Source organism: Vibrio penaeicida (genome assembly GCF_019977755.1).
Lineage (GTDB): Bacteria > Pseudomonadota > Gammaproteobacteria > Enterobacterales > Vibrionaceae > Vibrio > Vibrio penaeicida.
Genome location: NZ_AP025145.1, coordinates 1,946,096 through 1,965,672, shown reverse-complemented (window position 1 = coordinate 1,965,672; position 19,577 = coordinate 1,946,096). Strand labels below are relative to the sequence as shown.

Here is a 19,577-nt window from a genome sequence, read left to right as displayed (position 1 = left end):
AGCACATTGACCATCAGTTTAGTTGGAGCAAGATGGACAACGGAATGGTCATGGGTGAGGAGTATTCAGCCTATTGTGGCTTCACTCGTTCCTCCTTTGACTTGGTGGTGTTATTCCCATGCTATGAGCCATAAAAGTCACTGGAAGCTGCTTCACGTCGCTGTTGTAGCTTTAGTCGGCATTGGCATTAGCCAGTTCAATGAAATGCGTGATTTTATCGACTTGTTCATTATTGGCACTTATGTTGGGTACGCAATTGCTTTATTTAAGTTGACTCAACTCTCTCCAGATGAATGGAAAGGGGTGAAATTTTCTCAAGTCGATGCGTTTAAAACGTCGCTCTATTTCACATCCGGTCTATTGTTGTTTTCTGCGGTTGTTGATGTGGGGATCGTACTGGATTTTGCTTTATCTGAAGGTCAAAATATCACGACCATATTGTCGGTAGGACATGTCTTAATTCTTCCTATTCTCGCTTATGCGGTCAGCATTGCGGGCGGTACTATTTCTTTGGAATCTAGCTCTTTGGAATCTAGTTCTTTGGAATCGAATTCCGATTCCGTTGAGAAAAAAGAAACGGTCACACTGAATGCTTCGGCTACAGATAGTGAAGAGGCTACAGATAGCGAAGAAGATACGCATGCTCAGGTGTTGGACACTGTCGAGAACTTACTGCTTGCATCTCAACTGCACCTTGATCCCAACCTAAATTTAAACCGATTGGCACGAAAGTCCGGTATCCCTGCAAGAAACATATCTATTGCCGTAAATACCCTGAAAGGGAAGAACGTTTCTCAGTTTATCAATGAGTACCGAATCCAGAATGCCATGAACTTACTGGAAACCTCCAATCACTCCATTACTGAAATTTATGAAATGGTTGGCTTTCACAGTAAGTCCAATTTCAACCGTGAATTCAGCCGAATTACAGATTCGACGCCAAGTAAATACCGCCAGATGAACCGATCCAATGAGTAATTAAACCGATCCAAAGAGAAATCTGGCTGCTGAATCAGCGGTGTCTTGCTTAGTGGGTGAGTGACGCCGCTAAGAAATTTTTAATCGATTCTGCCATTGCTGCATGCAGTTCTTGCCGAGTTCGTTTCATTCCATCATCACAAACCATGCCATCGCCTTTGTGTTCTTCTTCGATAATCGCTCGACCACCAGGTTTACATAGCTGCATAAAGCTGAAATGTGTTGCATCTTGAATTAACTCATAGCGCGTTGTTTTTTCTGGGAGTATTGAAGCAAGATATCCCGACTCCAATTCATAGGGTAAATAAGCCGTGTTGGTGCCTGCTGCTTGGATCAAAACCGGTATGGCTACTTGTTGCAAACTATCAGGCGTGAAGCCTCTTGCCAGACCGAGATCGAGCGACACTACTGCTTTAATTCGTTCATCGATTAAATGGCTGTGTTGTTTTGTTGGCTTATCCAACCCCATCTCAGGGAGCAGTTTGCAAACTTGTGGGTTAGGGTGAGCCAAGCATTCTTGTTTAATTTGAGTCGAGTCTGTTTTACCCCCCGCAAGGTTTATCACCGTCCACCCGCCCATAGAGTGTCCAATAGCAGCGATATTTTTCCTATCAACGACTGAGTGAAATTCAGAGTCTGTCAGCATCCAATCGATCGCTCGGCTGATGTCTCTTGGGCGTTCCCACCACATCGCTGCTTGTTCCTGAGAAGGGTTAAATGTGGTGGTTCCTGGGTGATCGGGTGCAGCCACTATGTAGCCAGAATCCACCAAATATTCTGCTAACCAATTCAGGTTACGCCAACTGCCTCGATAGCCGTGAGAGAGTATGACGAGCGGACGCTTTTCATGGTGAATCTGAGCATTTTTTCTTACCGAGATACCTTCAAAAGCGATATTGTCAGCCACTTTTACCTTCAGTGCCGTGTTATCACGTGTTGGATACCAAATGGTCAGGTTGAGAGGACGAGTGTCTGACTCGATGGATGTTTGTAGAAAGCCGATATCTTGGCTATTCGACAGTGATGGAAACAAAAGACAGGCGAACAAAAAGAGTGAATAAGGCTTTTTCATGGCGATTTCTCATTGTGTGGATAGAGATGCCATTTTGCGAAAAAGCTAGGCTAGATGCGTCCTATAACACGATCGAGGACGCCCTAAAACCTAATTTGCTACATTTCGTCTGCTACAGAATATTGTTTTTTACCTTGTTTAAGAACTTGGTCACTTGGTTTTGTTTGGCAACTTCACTTTGGTAAAGAGAAAACATTTGGAACGAACAGTTTTTAGCACAAGCCCCAAGCAAGGCAAATTTAAGAATTTTGTAAACGGGGCGACGCAGTACAAAGCGATCAACCCACCATGGAGAACCCAATGTAGTGATTGCAGTAACTTTCTTTAAATTTCCCAAATTAGGGGTAATGGCTTTCATATCTGCGGAGTGGTTGTATGCTCTTCCCGGCACCCAAACTCGGTCAAACCAACCTTTCAATATAGCCGGAAAGTTAAACCACCAAGTAGGAAACACCAAAACTAAGTGTTCTGCGTTTTCGAGTTGTTCAATATCAGATTGCGTTTTAGAAGCATCGAAATGATCGGCGTAATAGCTTTGGCGTTCGTTTTCACTCAATACTGGGTCGAATTGTTCTTTGTACAAATCTTTAACTGTAACCGAATGCCCTTTCGATTCGAGGTGTTCAATGACTTCTTTAGCTAGATGTTGGCAGAGGCTCGATTGAATAGGGTGCGTTACAACAACCAATGTATTCACAGTGTCTCCTTAGGGGGAATTTAATAAGGGTCAATAGAGTCAGGGGATACCTTAAGAAACTAACTCAGCCGTAGGAATAGCCGCTAACTTAACGCCAAAGCTTTGAATCGCTGGAAGTGTGCAGTTGTGATGTTCGCGAATAGTACTTCCGCTCGCGTGAGGCTTATCATGCGTGGTATGAGCATCTGAAATCAGTGTTACCGGATAGCCCAAACCTGCAGCGCGTCGAGTGGTTGTGTCTACGCAAAATTCTGTAGCGTAACCGCATACGTAGAGATGTTGGATTTGGTGTTCGTCGAGTAAGGTTTGCAGATGGGTGTTGTGGAATGAATCGGGTGTGGTTTTGTTGATGTAAGAATCCGAGGCAACCTGCTCCAAATCTTGGTGTACTTGCCAGCCCTCACTGCCCATTTCAACGATGGTGTTCGGGGCTTCATGGCGCACGAATACGACGGGAATATCTTTCGCTCTCGCCCAGCTTGTTGCTTGGTTGATTCGGTTTATGACTTTTTCTTTTTCAAACGGTTGCGGTTTAGGTTCCATTAAACCTTGTTGTACGTCTATTACAAGGAGTGCTGATTTCATTCTATTGTGTCCTTTCATTCACTCGAATCAGTAGAGTGCTTTAGTCGAGAATCATTGATTGATAGCCAATGGGCTTTGGATTCCAAATGTATGTGCTTCTGCTTTTCTCTTTCAAATGGAGTATCAAGTAACGCCAGAGCAAAGGTTGTCCATTCACCACTAAATGCTCCTAAATCCTGCCAGAGAACGTTCGCCCCACAGTGGTTACAGAAAGATCGTGTCACGTCTTCAGAAGATCGAAAGCTTGCTAGATGCTCTTCTCCTATTAGAGAAAAATGCTCTTTTCGAGTGGCCGCGTATGTAGCGAATGCCGCCCCGTGAGACTTTTGGCACATCTTGCAATGACAGTGCGTGACCGCCTTGATATCCCCCACAATTTCAAAAGAGACTTTTTTGCAAAGGCAGGAGCCTTTGTGGGTATTTGAAGTCGTCATATCATCTTATGTCGGTTAGTGGTTGGGGCTAGAATCACGTACTTCCAGATTTCCGTGAGCTTCATATTTAGCCGAGTAACTTGTTGGATCTTCGACTTTTTGCAGGAGAATTTCCACTGCCATTTTACCCATTTCTTCATAGGGTAAACTATAGGAGGTTAATGGTGGGTGACAATCCGTTGCAATGGGCTGATTATCGTAGCCACAGACAGCGATATCTTCCGGTATTCTGACCCCTTTTTGCAATAGTGCATTGACCACGCCCATTGCCATAAGATCACTGGTACAGGCTATTGCGTTAGGGATTGGCTGTTGGCTCAATAGTTTTAAGGTAGTTTGATACGCTTTATTCATCGACCAATCGGCATTAAATAGCCAGTCTTCATTCACCGCTAAACCGTGTTCTGAATGTGCTTTCACGAATCCTTCTCGACGCTTTTGAGTTGCCATCATCCATTCTTCGCCGCCAATAAATGCAATATTTTTCCGACCAGATTCGATTAGATGATTCGTGAGGTTATACATGCCTGTAAGGTCGTCAGGGACGATAGAAGAATACGTATTGCTGGATTCAATGAAGCAGTTAAGCAGTACGGTTGGTTTACCTTCTAGGAAGCGATGCGATTTATCCAGTGCCCTTGTCATAGAGGACGCCATAATAATACCGTCGTAGTCGTTGCTAGAAATCTCTTTAAAGATATCGTCTTCTAAATCTTCATTATTTGCCGTATTGAATAACACGGCGATGCGATTGTTCTCCCGAGCACTCTCTGTGATGGCATCAACGGCATCAACAAACGGATCCAAGCTAACGAGGTCGTTCACAATAACGGCAATTTTTCGCTTTCTGTTGTGATCAATAGGCGTTTTTCGTTTGTAGCCTAACTGATCGGCTGCATCAAGTACTCGCTTGCGTGTTTCTTCAGCAAGTTTAAGAGATTGGGAGTTGTTCAAAACCAAAGACACGGTTCCCTGCGAAACGCCGGCTGCGTGTGCGATGTCTGTCATGGTTACACGTTTCATGTCTTGGAAGCCTTTCATTTTTATCGCTTTGGTTATCTGGTTTTCAGTGTACGTGTCCCTACCTTATGGGTGTATCCCAACCGAAAGAAAGTCGTGTTAGATCACATTGGTGTGATTATTATTTGAACAACTAATAATATTAGCTAATTATATTAATGATGGTTTACAACGGAAATATGCAGGTTTTTAGAGCATGGAAGATGAAAGAAAACTGGAGCGCTGGTCGAAAGAGAAAGTAAATAAATGGTGGAAGAGTCAGCCTTTGCTTTGTGGATTTAACTACCTACCAAGGACGGCGGTTAATTGGAACGAAATGTGGTCTGAGAACACGTTCGATCTCCCTACAATAGAGCAAGAGCTGAGCTGGGCTAAGCATGTTGGGTTTAACTGTGTGAGAACAAACCTCCCGTTTTTGGAATGGCAAAAAGACAGCAAAGCGTTGCTTTCACGAGTGGATGATTTTCTCGCAGTATGTGCGCGCTTTGAGTTGAAGGTGATTCTAACGTTATTAGATGACTGTGAGTTTGGAGGTGAGCCTGGTCATACAGGAATTCAAAAAGCGCCCATCCCGAGAGTACACAATAGCAGAGGAGTTGGTTCTCCTGGTCGGAATATGGTCATGGATACCAGTAAATGGTTATTCATCGAACGCTACGTTACCGACATCATCGCGCAGTTCAGCGACGATCAACGAGTCATCATGTGGGATTTGTATAACGAGCCGACGAATCGCATGATTTTTACTCAGTTCGGTGAATTTGAATTTACCGAAGAACTCGAACAGTACAGTCAATCGTTAGCAAAGTATTGTTTTCAATGGGCTCGTCAAGTTTCGCCAGAGCAACCACTGACAATAGGCGCTTGGCACGTCCCAACCGATAACGCTGGTGAGACGGCTTATTTGCACCCTACCGACAAAATGTGCTTAGAGCTCTCGGATGTTATTACCTTTCACGCGTATGTGAATCCACAAGAAATGCAGAAAATTGTTCAGCGTTTGGCAGTGCTTGACCGACCAATGTATTGCACAGAGTGGCTTGCTCGTCATTGCGATTCAAATTACGCATCTATACTTCCAATTATGCAGAAGTATTCCGTCGGTGTGATGCAGTGGGGGTTGGTGAGAGGCAAAATTCAAACGTCACTTCCATGGCCATCCATTGAAGTGAATCAGGACGATGAATCTCTATGGTTTCATGACTTCTTAGATGAAATGGGTCACCCCTACAGTGAAGAAGAAGTGGATTTGGTTCGTCAATTCTCGTTTGGGAGTCACTGTGATGAAGCACCTTAAAGCCAATATCCAAAAAGCCAGTGCTCGAAAAGATAGTGCTCGAAAAGATAGAGCTCGAAAAGACAGTATCATTGGATGGGCGTTTGTTGCTCCTTATGCTGTTATCATGTTTGCGTTTCTTCTTTATCCATTCATGAAAGGCGTTTGGATCAGTTTTCATGATTGGAATCTATTAGAGGTGGCTTTTAATCCGGACGCAAAAACGTTCATTGGTTTAGACCATTATCAAAAGTTGCTTTTTCCGCGCCGTTGGCACTTTGATGTTACCCAACTCTGGTACCTAAGATTACCTTTGTTATGCCTTATTGCTTATATGGCGTGGCGGTGGGTGACACAGCGAAGGGCTTCCGTGAGCAAGGTGTTCATATTGGTCTCGGCTCTTTTTATTGTGGTATTTGTCCTTGGGGTGGGCACGGATAGCCGTTTTAGAATGGGTGATCGCCGCTTTTGGCAATCGGTGATTCACACGTTGGAATTTGTCGCTCTAACCGTTCCTTCCATTACGATTCTCGCTCTAATGTTGGCAATGAAGCTGAATAAGCCCACTCGGCTTTCTGCCGTAATGCGAACGATCTTTTTTGGTACGCAAGTGCTGTCTGTCACCGTGGTCACTCTTATCTGGCAGATGATGTACAGCCCTCAACAAGGGTTTATCGCCAATATTCTCCATTTTTTCAGTATTACCCCACCGTCTTGGTTAACCGATGAATCCCTTGCGATGCCAGCCCTAGTAATCACAACGGTTTGGTGGTCACTTGGTTTCGCACTTGTTGTGTTTTTGTCTGGATTACAAGCCATTCCAGAAGATAGATTAGAGGCCGCTAGATTAGATAACGCGAGAGGATGGCGGCTAACTTGGTACATCGTGTTGCCTTCAATAAGGCGAACAACCAGCTTTGTTGTTGTGATGCTTATTGTGCTTCATTTTCAAGTATTTGGGCAATCACACCTAATGACTGGAGGGGGCCCCAGTGACAGAACGCAAGTTTTAGTTCGTTACATCTATCAAACCGCTTTTCGAGACTCTGAAGTTGGCTACGCATCAGCGATGGCAATGATTTTGTTTGCTCTCATGCTCTTTTTTAGCCTGCTACATATGCGGCTCAGTAAAGCTGGGGATGAATAATGAATAGACTAACAAATTCGACCCGACGCTCGCTGTTCTCGCCACGAACTACAAATACAATCATGTTGGCATTACTGGTTGTTTTTGCCTCGGTATGGTTAATGCCCTTTTTGTGGATGCTGTCTTTGTCGTTTCAACCAAACGAATTACTGGCAAGAGAGACAGGAAACACCTTGCTTGGCTTAATCCCTGTTCCTTTCACGAGTGAAAATTATCAATCCTTATTTTCGTATGGGCAAACGCCGAGGTGGTTCCTAAATAGCGTTATCGTCTCTGGAAGCACCACTTTCTTAGTGCTATTACTATCCAGTTTGGCGGGGTATGCCTTTGCTCGCATTCAGTTTGTGGGTAAAAAAATTCTCTACCCAATTGTGCTGGCAGGGCTGGTTATTCCAGAGCAAGCCATCTTTATACCGCTGTATACCTTATTTGCTGATTTGGGTTGGCACAACACATACGGAGCACTGGTATTGCCTCGCGTCGCGTTGCCCATTGGCGTGTTCATGATGACGCAATTTTTCAAAGAAGTACCGAATGAACTCACCGAAGCCGCACGGCTGGACGGTGTTGGTCATATACGATGCTTTATCTACATATTTATGCCGCTGGCAAAGCCTGTTCTCACTACGTTGGGCATCATCACTTTTCTGTATTCGTGGAACGATTATCTGTGGCCACTGGTTTCAACTCAGCGCCCCGATATGTTCACGATAACCGTTGGGTTGGCTTCGATTCAGGGCAACTTCGCACAGTCTGAAGGGCTAGGCCGGTTGATGGCATCTGGCGTTTTTGCGTCGTTGCCCGTTATTGCCGCCTATCTAATGTTTCAAAAGTACATTATTCAGGGCTTCGCTTTAGGCGGAGAGAAATAACATGGGCAACAGAAGTTTGCTCACAAGGCTAAGGAACGCTTGCGTTTAAGCAAGGAAAAGGAGTTTGAAGTGAAACTTAAATTAATAGCAACACTCGTGTTCGCTACCCTTTCAACAGAAGGGTTGGCATCGGATACAGAGATTACGTTAGGTCGATTTTTTGGTGCATGTGAGCAACCTTCTAATGTCGTTGCAGACGCTATTGGTGAAGCATGTATTATCCAATCGATTATTGGAACCTTTGACAGTGCAAACAATGGGGTGAAGGTGACGACGCTTCCTACGGACTGGGGAAATTATTACGATCAAGTAAAAGCCAGCTATGCGGGTGGTACACCACCAGATGTTCATGTTATGCACAAACATCGAGTGCCAGAGTTTGCAAGTGTTGGCATTTTAGCTGAACTCACTGACGCCGACTTAAAACAATATGGGATAGACACCAGTGATTGGACTGACAGCGCACGTAATGCGGTGAGTTATCAAGGAAAAGCATTCGGCGTACCGATGGATTTTCACGCCAACCTTTGGCACTTGAATAAAGATTTGTTTGAACAAGCTGGGTTAGTCGACAGCAATGGCAAACCAATGTTACCGACCACACCCTCCGAATTGTTGGCGCATGCCAAGCAAATGAAGGAAAAAACGGGTAAAGATTATCTGGCGGCAGATTTTGCTCAATTTCCAATCGGTGTCCGACTAGTGCTTGCTTTATTGTGGCAACAAAACAGCAATATCTTTGATTCAAATGAAGTTACGGTGGATACACAGCAAACACGAAATGCGTTGAAAACCATCACGGATCTGTTTGGTAGTGGGTACGCCAATCCCCAGCTTAATTATGCTGAATCGCAACAAGCATTTTTAGACGGAAAGTCGGCGGTGTTAGTGAATGGTACATGGGTCGTCGATTTTTATGATCAGCAAGCTTTGGACACCAACGTAGCGTTAACCGATTATCAAATCGCCAGTTTCCCCAAGCTGTTTGATCAGCCTGCTACATGGGCGGATTCACACATATGGGTAATGCCAGCCAGTGTGAAAAAGGATGCTAAAAAATACGATGCTGCGATGAAAGCACTCGCATGGATATACAAGCATAACTTGGATTGGGCACGCACTGGGCATATGGCTGTTAGGAAGTCGGTCCTAGAATCTAGTGCTTACCAACGACTCCCACATCGCAACGAATACGTCGAGACTGCCGATATAGTGGGTGACACACCGCCATCAGTGAAGTATGGAGCCATTCAAGATGTTCTTAACCGTGAATTTCAATCTGTTTGGTTGACGGGGAAGTCGGTTGATGACGCTTTGGAAGACGCGCAGATTGATGTTGAAGATTTACGTTAATAAGGTCCTTTAACGTTTTCCGTGGCGCACGGAGTTTGGACAGCTGCGAAAGTCGGCTGTCCTTTTTTATTTCCATCCACGTACCGATTCTTTTTACTACTTGTAATGTAAGGCTCAATAAACTTAGCCTAACAATAAGCTTATCGCGATAAATAGCATCATAACGCCGACGAGAAACTCCAGTATTTTCCATGAAGAAGGTTTTTGAAACAAGGGTTTAAGCAACCTAGCGCCATACCCTAGGCTAAAAAAGAAGACAAACGATGCACTGACAGCGCCGAGTCCAAAGTAAAACTTGGTGGCTTCATATTGAGTAGATATGGAACCGAGTAGCACCACCGTATCTAAATAAACATGAGGGTTGAGCCACGTAAACGCTAGGCATATCAGTACCGTTTTCTTCCAAGATGATTCGGATTCACCTACAAGGTTCATGGCATGAGATTCTTTAAATGCCGATTTGAAACTCAAAAAAGAATACACCAGCAAAAACGCTGCCCCACCGAAGCGGGCGAATTGCTCTATCGAGGGGAATTCCTGAACCAGCGCACCAAAGCCGGATACTCCCATAGAAATCAGGATGGCATCGGATGTGCCACATACCAAACACACCAGAAAGACATGTTGTTTCTTTATTCCTTGCTTAATCACAAACGCATTTTGCGAACCAATAGCCAGAATAAGCGAAAGGCTAAGACTAAAACCGGCTATATAAGTTGATAACATTCAAATTCCTTTTACGTCATTAATGAGCAACTCTTAAATAAGCATGCCTGAAAAGTGACTCTTTACTCAAATAGTTATTCTGATGATGCATAAGTAAAGCTAAAGGGGTGGAATGGAAGTTGTAGGATAAGTGTACCGACACGCCATGACTGATCGTGTCGGTTGGGTTTAAAACTAGCTAGAGGGTTAAAACTTGGTAGGGCTACGCTGCCTGCTTGGTGAGCTCGAATTTTTTATTCTTGTCGAGCTTTCCACTGAGCCGAGTGAGAGCAATGGCTATAACAACGATAACGGCACCCACCCAAGGGGTATGCATTAATCCCGCTTCTGCCACAATAAGCCCGCCGCCCCACGCGCCTAAAGCAATGCCGACATTAAATGCAGCGATGTTCAAGCCAGATGCGACATCGACCGCGTCGGGTGTGTGCTTTTCTGCCAAGTTGACCACATAGACTTGCAACCCAGGTACGTTCCCGAATGCAAATGCGCCCCAAATTAAAATCGTTGCCGTCGCTGCAATAGGGTTAACCGCCGTAAAGTTAAAGACAACTAAAATAGTCGCAAGACCAGAAAAGATAATGGTGAGGGCTTTGATTGGTCCCATTTTGTCGGCCATTTTCCCGCCCCAAATATTCCCCACAGCCACTGAAACGCCGTAAACCAACATAATCAAACCAATGGCGCTAGAGCTAAACCCAGAGACTTGCTCAAGAATAGGCGCTAGAAAAGTGAACGCGGTAAAGGTGCCGCCATAACCCAAGGCAGTTATGGCATAGACAAGTAATAAGCGAGGGTGAGTGAGCACTCGAAGTTGCGAAGAGAGTTTGGTGGCTGGTGGTTGCTTTAAATTGTTTGGTACAAGGAGCAAACTGAAAATCAAAGCAATTAGACCAAGTACGGCGACAGTTAAGAAAGTGGCTTGCCAGCCAAAAGTTTGGCCAATATAGGTGCCCAAAGGTACACCTGTTACCAGAGCCACGGTTAAACCTGTAAACATAATCGCTATCGCGCTGGCGGCCTTTTCTTTTGGCACTAACCCTGTGGCAATGGTTGAACCTATCGAGAAAAATACCCCATGAGCCAGCCCCGTCAATATGCGAGCAACGATCAACGTATCGTAGTTTGGCGCTTGCCAAGCCACCAAGTTTCCGACCACAAACAAGCTCATCACGAAAAGAAGCACGTGTTTGCGATTCCATTTTCCAGTAAGTGCGGTTAAAACGGGCGCGCCGATCGCAACGCCAAGCGCATATAGGCTAACTAATAATCCAGCAGAGGGTAAGGACACCTGTAAATCGGCAGCCATTGTGGGAATCAGCCCCACAATGACAAATTCGGTGGTCCCGATAGCAAAAGCGCTGAGCGTTAATGCGAGAAGGGCTATAGGCATAATGTTGTTCTCTCCATGACAGTTCTGAGAATGATAGCTCTGAGAAGCACGTATCGTTCAATAGTGGTGTGTTTCGTACTTGTTCCAATGAATAGAGGCGAATTATGTGGAATCCAATAATTGTTAAAAATAGAGGTTTTAACAAATGACTTTTGTTGAATATGCAATAAAATGATTTCAGCTAACGAATGTAGAGAGTAGGCATGTTAACCCGATCGGATGATTTAGAAATGTTATTGGCAGTGGTGGATTCAGGGGGATTTTCTGCTGCAGCCGAAGCATTAAACATACAAGTGGCACGAGTGTCGCGTGCGGTGAGTAAGGTTGAGCGTCAGCTCAACGTCTCCATTTTTAATCGAACGACACGTCGGGTAGAGCTTACAGAAGAAGGGCGTCAGTTTGTCGATACGGTTAGGCTAGGTTTAAGGCAAATCCAGCAAGCAGAAGAAGAAGTCATTTCCCGTGGCGACCTGCCTAAAGGTCGGTTGCGAGTGGACGCAGCAAGCCCATTTGTTTTTCATCAGTTAGTGCCATTAGTGAAGCCATTTAATGACGCGTTTCCTAACATCCAATTGGAATTGACGTCGAATGAAGGGTTTGTGGATTTATTAGAGAAGAAAACCGACTTGGCGATTCGAATTGGGAGACTGAACGACTCTACACTCCACGCCAGCCCCCTTGGTAAAAGCACGCTATACATGGTTGCTTCACCGGCTTATCTAGCGTGTCGTGGCATTCCTCAGAAAACCAGCGACCTCTCGGTGCATGACACCATCGGCTTCTCAGGGGCTAGAGTGTTGAACCAATGGCCGTTAAAAGGGTTTGATGTATTAGAGCCGAAATTTGTATCCAGTAATGGCGAGACCGTCCGTCAACTGGCATTAGCAGGTAATGGCATAGCGTGTTTGTCGGGCTTTATGGTGAAAAAAGACATCGAGGAAGGTCGGCTAATTCCATTACTTGAAACAGAAAAATTCCCAAATGCAGATAGGGAACAGATCAATGCGGTGTATTACCGATCGTCGTCCGTCGCTAAGCGTATTTCGGTATTCATAGATTTTATTCAGCCAAAATTGTTGTTGTAACTTTTGCGCTCGCTACGGAAAGGGAAAGAATCACCCTATCCCCTCACATTGTTCATCTTGGGCTTTATACGCTTCAAGATTTTTATCCTCTTCATCTTCAAAATACTCGTCACTTAACACCATCGATTGAATACGATCGAGGCGAAAATGGCGGAAGTCTTTCCTTTTTTCGCACCAGCTAACCAGCAGCCAAACGGGGCTGAAAAATATCAGTGCAAGTGGGCGCAGCGTTCGGGAAGTCGTTTTCTTGTTATCGTCACAGTAATGAATATCGACTTTTCGATTTTCGCGTATGCATTCTCGTAAGTCAGAGAAACTGATGCTCCACGGAAGAATCGCTTCACTTGGCATGGAGTAGGTAGTGATTTGTTGATATTCACCTTGAAGCTGGGCCGGTAAGATCGCTTGAATTTTTTCAAGAGCGCTTGTCGCTTTCAAAGCAAAGGGATCATCGGTCCATTGCCGCACCATGCTTATGCCAAGGCCGATTGCTTCTAGCTCATCAATATCAAAGGTGACAGGGGGAAGGTAGTATTTCTTGTCGATGATGTAGCCTACGCCTGCTTCGCCATAAATAGGTGCGCCCGATGTAACCAAATCTTGAATGTCTCGGTAAACAGTGCGAGTACAGATTTGAAATTCCTCGGCAATTTGCTGTGCGGTGACGGCGCGATGGCGGCTTCTAAGATAATGAGCCATTTTTAGTAGCCTATCTGCTCGTCTCATTCTTTTGCTCCTGCGTAGAAATTTGTTGTCATCACTGAATTTTGTACTTGTGGCGTTAGCTCAGTGATATGCCCTTGATTAGGTGAGTATATTAAATTAACCCTACTGACACCATGCTGTCAGTAGGGTGCCGTTATGCTCTATTCCACTCACCTAACATAGGAATAGAAGTGATGAAAAGAACAGCCGTTAACCCATGGAATTGGTCTCTTAATCTTGGCTACAGCCAAGCTGAAATTATTGAAGGCGCGGGTCGTCAGCTAAATTGCGCAGGGCAAACAGCGGTGGATGCAGAAGGTGCGCCGCAATACATTGGGGACATGCGGAGCCAAATCGCATTGGCAATGGATAACCTTGAGGCGGTACTAAAAGCAGCAGATATGGGGCTCGCTAATATTACTCAATTGCGTATTTATACTACTGATGTGGATGAAGCGATGAAACACTTCGATATTCTCGGAATGCGAATGGGACCAGTCAACGCAGCCCCCCCGATGACGCTACTAGGGGTTACCCGGCTTGCACTACCTGAGTTGCTATTTGAAATAGAAGCAATAGCCGCAGATTGAACTATACCAAGCTTATCGCTCTCATAGCTAAGTCAGTTAGGAATCGTCTAGTTATTGCGCAGGCATTGTTTTTCCTTCTTTGTTAGAATTCACAACAAGATAATAACGAGTAAGGATTTACATTATGAGAGTGTCTTTTTTAATTGTTGCTATGAGTTTTGTTCTCGGTGGTTGCGCAAAAACGTGGGAAGGCGTTAAAGACGATTCGTCCGAGATTTGGAAAGATACAAAAGAGACTATCCACGACGCGACTGAGTAATAGGCTCACTTTTTATTGGATTATTAGGGTCTGTTGACCTTTTGAGATGATTTTTGCAGCAATTTGTGGGTTATTTATACAAGGCAGAGCTTATTCGATGTAGTTGCTCTACATCAATAGGCGATAACGCAGTAGAAATAGGCCACAAATGCTGCCCGAAGGGTTCACTTCTATGCACTTTACTCTTTGTTGCAAGGTATTTGCTTAGAATGACTAGGCTACACACCTTGCGCCGCGATTAAAATGCATAGAAGTCGAACAAAATTTAACCGCGAAAGATCAACAGACCCTAAGAAGCAGCGTATTTTGAATACGCTGCTTTTTTGTTGGAAAAACACTTCTGAGAGAAAAACACAGAACAACTCAGCGGCTTTGTTCCATATTAAATAGCGTAGTCTCTCGCTAAACTGTTGCGTATTAAGCTAAATCACAGAGTTAAACAATGAACGCATCAAACAACAAGATAAAATGGGGCATCGCAGGGTTAGGAAACATCGCGACGCGCTTTGCTACCGCCTTAACACAACATTGCGACAATGCCGAGTTGTATGCAGTGGCAGCCAGAGACCAAAACCGAGCTCAAGGTTTTGGAGAGAAATATGGCTGCGATACCTTTTATGGCAGCTACGAAGCGTTAGCGAAAGATCCGAACGTACAAGCTATTTACGTGGCGACTGTCCATCCTTACCATCAACCTTTGACAGAATTGTTCCTTAAACATAAAAAACATGTCCTAGTGGAAAAGCCTGCTTTTACGAACGTGGCGGATTGGCTTGCCATGAGCGCATTAGCAAAACAACAAGGTGTTTTGCTATTAGAAGCCATGAAAACGGTGGCGTTTCCCGCATACCAAGAGTTGAAGAGCTACTTAGTAGATAACCAAATTCAACTGACTTCGATAGAAGCGGGCTTTGGTAATGAGCATGATTTCGACCCAGACCTGTTCATTTTCAATCACGAGCTGGCAGGCGGGACGACATTGGATGTAGGCGTTTACGGTTTATGGCTGTTCTGCGATTTGTGTGACACACTCAATGTTAAGGTTTCCACTCCAGCCGTTAAAATGTCGACCTCTTTTACACAGTCCAAAGTGGATGAAGATGCACTCTTCCAATTTGATGGAGCGATAAGCGGAACAATCTCTGCTTCCATCGTAAAAAACCTGCCTCGCGAGGCACTATTAAAAGGCAAGGGTGTGACCATTACCATTCATGATAAGTGGTGGAACCCCAGCCATATCAGCATCGAAACTCAAAATGGGTCATTTGCTATAAACCACCCGATTAAAGGGAATGGGTTTGAATACGAGATAGAACATTTTTCGCAGCTCCTGCTTGATGAAAAGCACCTATCTGCTGTTTTAAAACCTCACGTGACCGAGCAGGTATTGTCGATTATGGAGCACAGCTTAGTAGACGCGGGTTATGCACATTTAACGCAGAGATAAAACCCGTAACACAAAGAAAAGGATGGAATGGAAAACCTTAAACGCAAACTCGATATCTACGAACGGCTGTTTAGCACTTATGGTCCAGGAACATCGGAATGTCAGATAAGTGAACTGGCGGCGCTCTTGCACGTCAGTGAGCGGCACGTTCAAACGCTATTGAAAAAAATGGTAGCAGCAGGGTGGATCGATTGGGTTGCCCAATCTGGGCGAAACAAAAAAGCACGGTTGTCTTGCCGTATTGAGCCGATAGAAGCGTGTTATGAAATCGCGAATCCTTTGGCTGATTCCGGTAACGTAGAGCAGCTTCTTAATGTGCTGTCTTTCGGGGGCAGAGATCCTCAAAAAGAGCTGGAAGCTTACCTAGCGCAATCGCAAGAAGCTATTCAACGCATCGCTTATATCCCATTTCATCGAGAGCTAGAAAGATTACACCCGTTCAGTTCTTTACGCCGTACGGAGCGTTTTTTGGTGACTCAGATCTGCCAACGATTAACCTCTACCCATAATGGCAAGTTAGAAGGTGATCTTGCTTATCAATGGCGTAGCAATTCCAGTGCGACGTGCTGGCATTTTCAAGTTCGCAGCGGCGTGCATTTTCATGATGGAAGTTTGCTGGGTGCTCAAGACGTGGTGAGATGCTTGCAAGCTCTTGTTTCGAATCAATATTGGTCGCGTTTGTATCGACACATAACAAGTGTGAAGGCGACGTCGAACGAGCTAATAGAAATCACGCTGAGTCAGGCAGATTGGCATTTACCTCGGTTGCTTTCACGAGCGGAAGCATCAATCTTTAAACTGCCTTTCAGTGAACGTTTGATAGGGTCAGGTACTTTTTCCCTTGATGTTTTTTCCTCAAAGATGCTTAGACTCAGTCGGAATGACCGATACAGCCATAGCACTGCAATATTGAAACGTGTTGAATTGTGGGTTTACTCAGAGTGGGCGAAAAGCAAAAGCTGCGCAGTAAACCAAGTGTGCCTACAAATGCCCGATCAAACCCAATCCATTGAAAGCCAAAAGCCGTCTACATTTTTAAAAATCCTGAACAAGGAAGATGGTAGTGATATTGGATTTTGCAGCGACAACTCGAAGATAAGCAGCGAAGATACATCGGAATGCCAAGCGCTAAGTTTTGCTGCTTTAAACACGAACGGTGAAAATCACACCGTTGAAGTTGTCCCCTATGGGCACTACCACCAAGATTTCGAACAGGCTTTTTGCAGTATTATTGATGAAAACGATGCGTTTATTTCGTGGTTGTCTTTCTTTTGCTTATACCCATTTCGTTCAGATTGTTTTCAGAGTGATATCAAGGGCATTCGTTCGCGTACAAATCATGCCGATGCATTGGAAGGGTTAGAAGCACTAAAAGCCAAAGCAAAAGCACTCGGTATGTTGGAGGAATTGAAGCAAGAGTCGTTTAATTTGGCCGTTTCCAAAAAAATTAAGAATGCACGAGTGAACGGGTTTGGTTGGTGTGACTTGGGCGATATCTGGATTTCGGATCTGCCGTTAGAATGGTAGTTCGACATAATCTATCCGTTAGACGGAATTTAAGATAGTAGGGAAAATGAGCGAATCATCTGAACAGCGATTAAAACATTTCTTGGCTCGGGTCGTGCCGAATATTCAATACGACACCATTGATCTTCAGCAGTTTTCATTTACTGAATTCCAAGAGAAACAATCGATTTTTTCGGTGGGTGATAACGTTACAGAGGTGCATTTTTTACTTAAGGGTGTTGGCCGTTATTATTATCTCGATTTGGAAGGGGTGGAGCGAAACAAATCCTTAGTAAAAGCGGGAGGCGCATTCACGAGTATTAGTTCGCTGGTTGCGAATTCTCCAAGCCCTTTTTACGCTGAAACCATCACACCATGCAGTCTTGCTTCTATCCCTTATTCTTCCCTTGTATCCTTGTCGGAAAAACACCCTTATTGGAACGCCTTTGTCAGAAAGGTATATGAGCAATTGGTTCTGAAGAAGGAACGCCGAGAGGCCGAGTTCTTGCTACTGGATGCTAAGACACGTTACCAAAACTTTCTAAGCGAATTTGCGGATGAAAGCCACCTCATTCCATTGCGTCATGTGGCTATGTACCTTGGTATTACTAATGTCACGCTTTCACGTATACGCAGAGAATTGGGATTAACATAGGTTAAGGCTCGCCATTTTTTAAATGAGTAGACTGCATTTCCTCATTGAATTTTTAGGATACGCAGATGAAAAAGTTACTTCCCCCCTATTTATTTGTGCTGACGGTTTTTGCGATGGGCACCATTTGCTGGTACTCCAATTCACCTCATTTAATCGCTATGCCTTATTCACTTCTAGGTTTATTGTTTGTTGCTTTTGGTATTGCCCTCGCGGGTAGAAGTAGCGCTTTGTTTCGCAAAGTTGGAACCAACATAATGACGTTTGATGAACCGGGAAAGCTGGTAACAACGGGCGCATTCAAATTCACCCGAAACCCTATGTACCTTGGGTTCTCCATTGCGTTGTTTGGATTTGCTGTTTTATTCGGCGCAGCTATTTCATCGTTTTTGTTGGTTGTGTTCTATGTTGTCGTTTCGGATCGGTGGTATATCGCCTATGAAGAGCGAGAAATGATCAAGAAATTTGGTGAAGAATACAGCTTATATCAAAATTCTGTTAGGCGTTGGATCTAACTCGAAGTCAGGTTAACCCAAAAGGTCGCTGATTTAGCGTGTATGAAATAAGGGTAAAATGCGTGCCACTTCATGCTATTCCCGTCAGTTTGCATGATGAATTCTGTTAAGGTTTGCCGCCTTACTTGGTGAGAAAACAGGTAAGTTTATAGAAAAAGAAGTACTGAGAAAACACAATGACTGTAAAGATAAGATCCGCGTTACTAAAAGAGATATACCCAAGTGACCTCAAGGTGTAGGATTCAGAGCCTCATATTCTGTTTCAATTCAAGGACAAGAACGCAGCGGAATGACGAGTCCTTTCCAAGTTCTTAGACGATGAAGTGGGGCAGAATATGGGCTCCCAAGGGCGAGTTTAACTGGCTTTCATACTGCGTTATCGATTCTTGATTTAGAACCACTAGATCTACCAATCGATGCCTTGCCTGAAATCCAGTTAACTCTCGCTGAACCTAGCATCTTGAGGTTACTTGGGTATAAACCAAATTGCCCAGATACATGTGGATTCTTGGGGCGTGGCGTTTGAAGGCTTAATGCCTCAAGGATACATATCAGGTTATAACCTAGATGTAAGAAGAAAAGAATGGAACAGCATCATTCAAACGGAAAGTGAATGCGTTATTGTTGCTGAGCGCGACCAGCAAGTGGTCGGCTTTTTATCCTACTACATCAATCCCACCCATTCGGACGTTATCGAATTAAGCAAGCTCTACCTTTCTCCTTATCTATACCGACAAGGCGTCGGAACACAGTTGATGAATGCGTTTAATCAAGTGGTAAAATCAGAGGCTATCAAAACGATCTCTCTTTACGTTCTAGACAGTAACCAATCGGCAATGAGGTTCTATCAAAAGCTTGGTTTTGTTGAGACTGGTGAATTCGAAAAAACGGAATACGACGGCGAAACCATCATTGATATTCGGCTTATGAAAATGTTAACGAGTTAAGTTTTATCGTTATTTATAGGTGCAAGCTAAATTGAAATAGTAACCCCCCATTGTATTGAGTTTGTTAAACATACCTCCCCCAAAATTAAAAGCCAGCTGAGCCTTTCAAGTATCCAATATAACGTGAATATTGAAACTTGAGGCTGTGAAGCTGGTTCAAATCCTGTTGAGCTAGTACTGTAACAATAATGAGTGATATCTACTTAAATAATTGAAATTAATGGTTTTGTTTTGTTTTTGCAGTTTCACTGGCTTGAGATGTAAGGAAAAAGTCAAGTCGTCTCAAATAAGAGTCATGCATTTAAGGCATTATTTGAGGGA

Annotated in this window: 21 protein-coding genes; 13 read left to right on the top strand and 8 right to left on the bottom strand. The window is 44.2% G+C overall.

Annotation, left to right across the window (positions count from 1 at the left end):
* Positions 1 to 123 precede the first annotated feature (123 nt).
* Positions 124 to 978 carry a helix-turn-helix domain-containing protein gene (locus tag LDO37_RS27080; RefSeq protein ID WP_185829782.1) on the top strand — a complete coding sequence of 285 codons (855 nt, stop codon included), beginning with the start codon at positions 124 to 126 and terminating at the stop codon, positions 976 to 978.
* Positions 979 to 1,027: 49 nt separating this feature from the next.
* Here the strand turns inward: LDO37_RS27080 and LDO37_RS27075 are convergent, their stop codons facing one another.
* The 5 genes from LDO37_RS27075 to LDO37_RS27055 all read right to left on the bottom strand — a co-directional run bounded on the left by LDO37_RS27075 (position 1,028) and on the right by LDO37_RS27055 (position 4,789).
* Entirely contained in the window at positions 1,028 to 2,050 is a 1,023-nt protein-coding gene (locus LDO37_RS27075; protein ID WP_126607591.1) for an alpha/beta hydrolase family protein, read from the bottom strand.
* A 112-nt stretch (positions 2,051 to 2,162) separates the two neighbouring features.
* Positions 2,163 to 2,747 (bottom strand): NAD(P)H-dependent oxidoreductase, encoded by a 585-nt coding sequence (locus LDO37_RS27070; protein WP_126607590.1) that lies wholly within the window; start codon positions 2,745 to 2,747, stop codon positions 2,163 to 2,165.
* Positions 2,748 to 2,798: 51 nt separating this feature from the next.
* The gene (locus LDO37_RS27065; protein WP_126607589.1) at positions 2,799 to 3,332 is read right to left on the bottom strand and encodes a cysteine hydrolase family protein; all 534 of its coding nucleotides are present in this window, start codon (positions 3,330 to 3,332) and stop codon (positions 2,799 to 2,801) included.
* Positions 3,333 to 3,346: 14 nt separating this feature from the next.
* Complete coding sequence (locus tag LDO37_RS27060) at positions 3,347 to 3,766, bottom strand: GFA family protein (RefSeq protein WP_126607588.1); 420 nt, start codon at positions 3,764 to 3,766, stop codon at positions 3,347 to 3,349.
* A gap of 15 nt (positions 3,767 to 3,781) precedes the next feature.
* On the bottom strand, positions 3,782 to 4,789 hold the full coding sequence (locus LDO37_RS27055) for a LacI family DNA-binding transcriptional regulator (RefSeq protein WP_185829781.1): 1,008 nt from the start codon (positions 4,787 to 4,789) through the stop codon (positions 3,782 to 3,784).
* A gap of 193 nt (positions 4,790 to 4,982) precedes the next feature.
* Between LDO37_RS27055 and LDO37_RS27050 the strand changes: the two genes are divergently transcribed.
* From LDO37_RS27050 to LDO37_RS27035, 4 genes are all read left to right on the top strand, one after another.
* The gene (locus LDO37_RS27050; RefSeq protein ID WP_126607586.1) at positions 4,983 to 6,083 is read left to right on the top strand and encodes a cellulase family glycosylhydrolase; all 1,101 of its coding nucleotides are present in this window, start codon (positions 4,983 to 4,985) and stop codon (positions 6,081 to 6,083) included.
* Positions 6,070 to 7,209 (top strand): carbohydrate ABC transporter permease, encoded by a 1,140-nt coding sequence (locus LDO37_RS27045; RefSeq protein WP_126607585.1) that lies wholly within the window; start codon positions 6,070 to 6,072, stop codon positions 7,207 to 7,209. The genes LDO37_RS27050 and LDO37_RS27045 overlap by 14 nt, the downstream gene beginning before the upstream one ends.
* Complete coding sequence (locus tag LDO37_RS27040; protein WP_126607584.1) at positions 7,209 to 8,081, top strand: carbohydrate ABC transporter permease; 873 nt, start codon at positions 7,209 to 7,211, stop codon at positions 8,079 to 8,081. Before LDO37_RS27045 ends, LDO37_RS27040 begins: the two co-directional genes overlap by 1 nt.
* A gap of 69 nt (positions 8,082 to 8,150) precedes the next feature.
* Complete coding sequence (locus LDO37_RS27035) at positions 8,151 to 9,434, top strand: extracellular solute-binding protein (protein ID WP_126607583.1); 1,284 nt, start codon at positions 8,151 to 8,153, stop codon at positions 9,432 to 9,434.
* A gap of 123 nt (positions 9,435 to 9,557) precedes the next feature.
* Here the strand turns inward: LDO37_RS27035 and LDO37_RS27030 are convergent, their stop codons facing one another.
* On the bottom strand, positions 9,558 to 10,160 hold the full coding sequence (locus LDO37_RS27030; protein WP_126607582.1) for a LysE/ArgO family amino acid transporter: 603 nt from the start codon (positions 10,158 to 10,160) through the stop codon (positions 9,558 to 9,560).
* A gap of 202 nt (positions 10,161 to 10,362) precedes the next feature.
* Positions 10,363 to 11,550, bottom strand: a complete 1,188-nt coding sequence (locus LDO37_RS27025; RefSeq protein ID WP_126607581.1) for an MFS transporter — start codon at positions 11,548 to 11,550, stop codon at positions 10,363 to 10,365.
* Positions 11,551 to 11,753: 203 nt separating this feature from the next.
* Here LDO37_RS27025 and LDO37_RS27020 point away from each other — a divergent pair, with 203 nt between their 5' ends.
* Entirely contained in the window at positions 11,754 to 12,635 is an 882-nt protein-coding gene (locus tag LDO37_RS27020; RefSeq protein ID WP_126607580.1) for a LysR family transcriptional regulator, read from the top strand.
* Between the two features lie 30 nt (positions 12,636 to 12,665).
* Here the strand turns inward: LDO37_RS27020 and LDO37_RS27015 are convergent, their stop codons facing one another.
* Complete coding sequence (locus tag LDO37_RS27015; RefSeq protein WP_126607579.1) at positions 12,666 to 13,361, bottom strand: helix-turn-helix transcriptional regulator; 696 nt, start codon at positions 13,359 to 13,361, stop codon at positions 12,666 to 12,668.
* Between the two features lie 173 nt (positions 13,362 to 13,534).
* On the opposite strand from LDO37_RS27015, the gene LDO37_RS27010 reads away from it, so the two are divergent.
* The 7 genes from LDO37_RS27010 to LDO37_RS26980 all read left to right on the top strand — a co-directional run bounded on the left by LDO37_RS27010 (position 13,535) and on the right by LDO37_RS26980 (position 19,256).
* On the top strand, positions 13,535 to 13,930 hold the full coding sequence (locus LDO37_RS27010) for a RidA family protein (RefSeq protein ID WP_126607594.1): 396 nt from the start codon (positions 13,535 to 13,537) through the stop codon (positions 13,928 to 13,930).
* 124 nt (positions 13,931 to 14,054) lie between these two features.
* Positions 14,055 to 14,189, top strand: coding sequence for an entericidin EcnAB (locus LDO37_RS27005; protein ID WP_126607578.1), 135 nt, complete (start codon positions 14,055 to 14,057; stop codon positions 14,187 to 14,189).
* A gap of 442 nt (positions 14,190 to 14,631) precedes the next feature.
* Positions 14,632 to 15,636, top strand: coding sequence for a Gfo/Idh/MocA family protein (locus LDO37_RS27000; protein ID WP_126607577.1), 1,005 nt, complete (start codon positions 14,632 to 14,634; stop codon positions 15,634 to 15,636).
* A 27-nt stretch (positions 15,637 to 15,663) separates the two neighbouring features.
* Entirely contained in the window at positions 15,664 to 17,163 is a 1,500-nt protein-coding gene (locus tag LDO37_RS26995) for an SgrR family transcriptional regulator (RefSeq protein WP_126607576.1), read from the top strand.
* Positions 17,164 to 17,209: 46 nt separating this feature from the next.
* The gene (locus LDO37_RS26990) at positions 17,210 to 17,797 is read left to right on the top strand and encodes a Crp/Fnr family transcriptional regulator (RefSeq protein ID WP_126607575.1); all 588 of its coding nucleotides are present in this window, start codon (positions 17,210 to 17,212) and stop codon (positions 17,795 to 17,797) included.
* Positions 17,798 to 17,862: 65 nt separating this feature from the next.
* The gene (locus tag LDO37_RS26985; RefSeq protein WP_126607574.1) at positions 17,863 to 18,309 is read left to right on the top strand and encodes a methyltransferase family protein; all 447 of its coding nucleotides are present in this window, start codon (positions 17,863 to 17,865) and stop codon (positions 18,307 to 18,309) included.
* Positions 18,310 to 18,779: 470 nt separating this feature from the next.
* Entirely contained in the window at positions 18,780 to 19,256 is a 477-nt protein-coding gene (locus tag LDO37_RS26980) for a GNAT family N-acetyltransferase (protein ID WP_126607573.1), read from the top strand.
* Positions 19,257 to 19,577 lie beyond the last annotated feature (321 nt).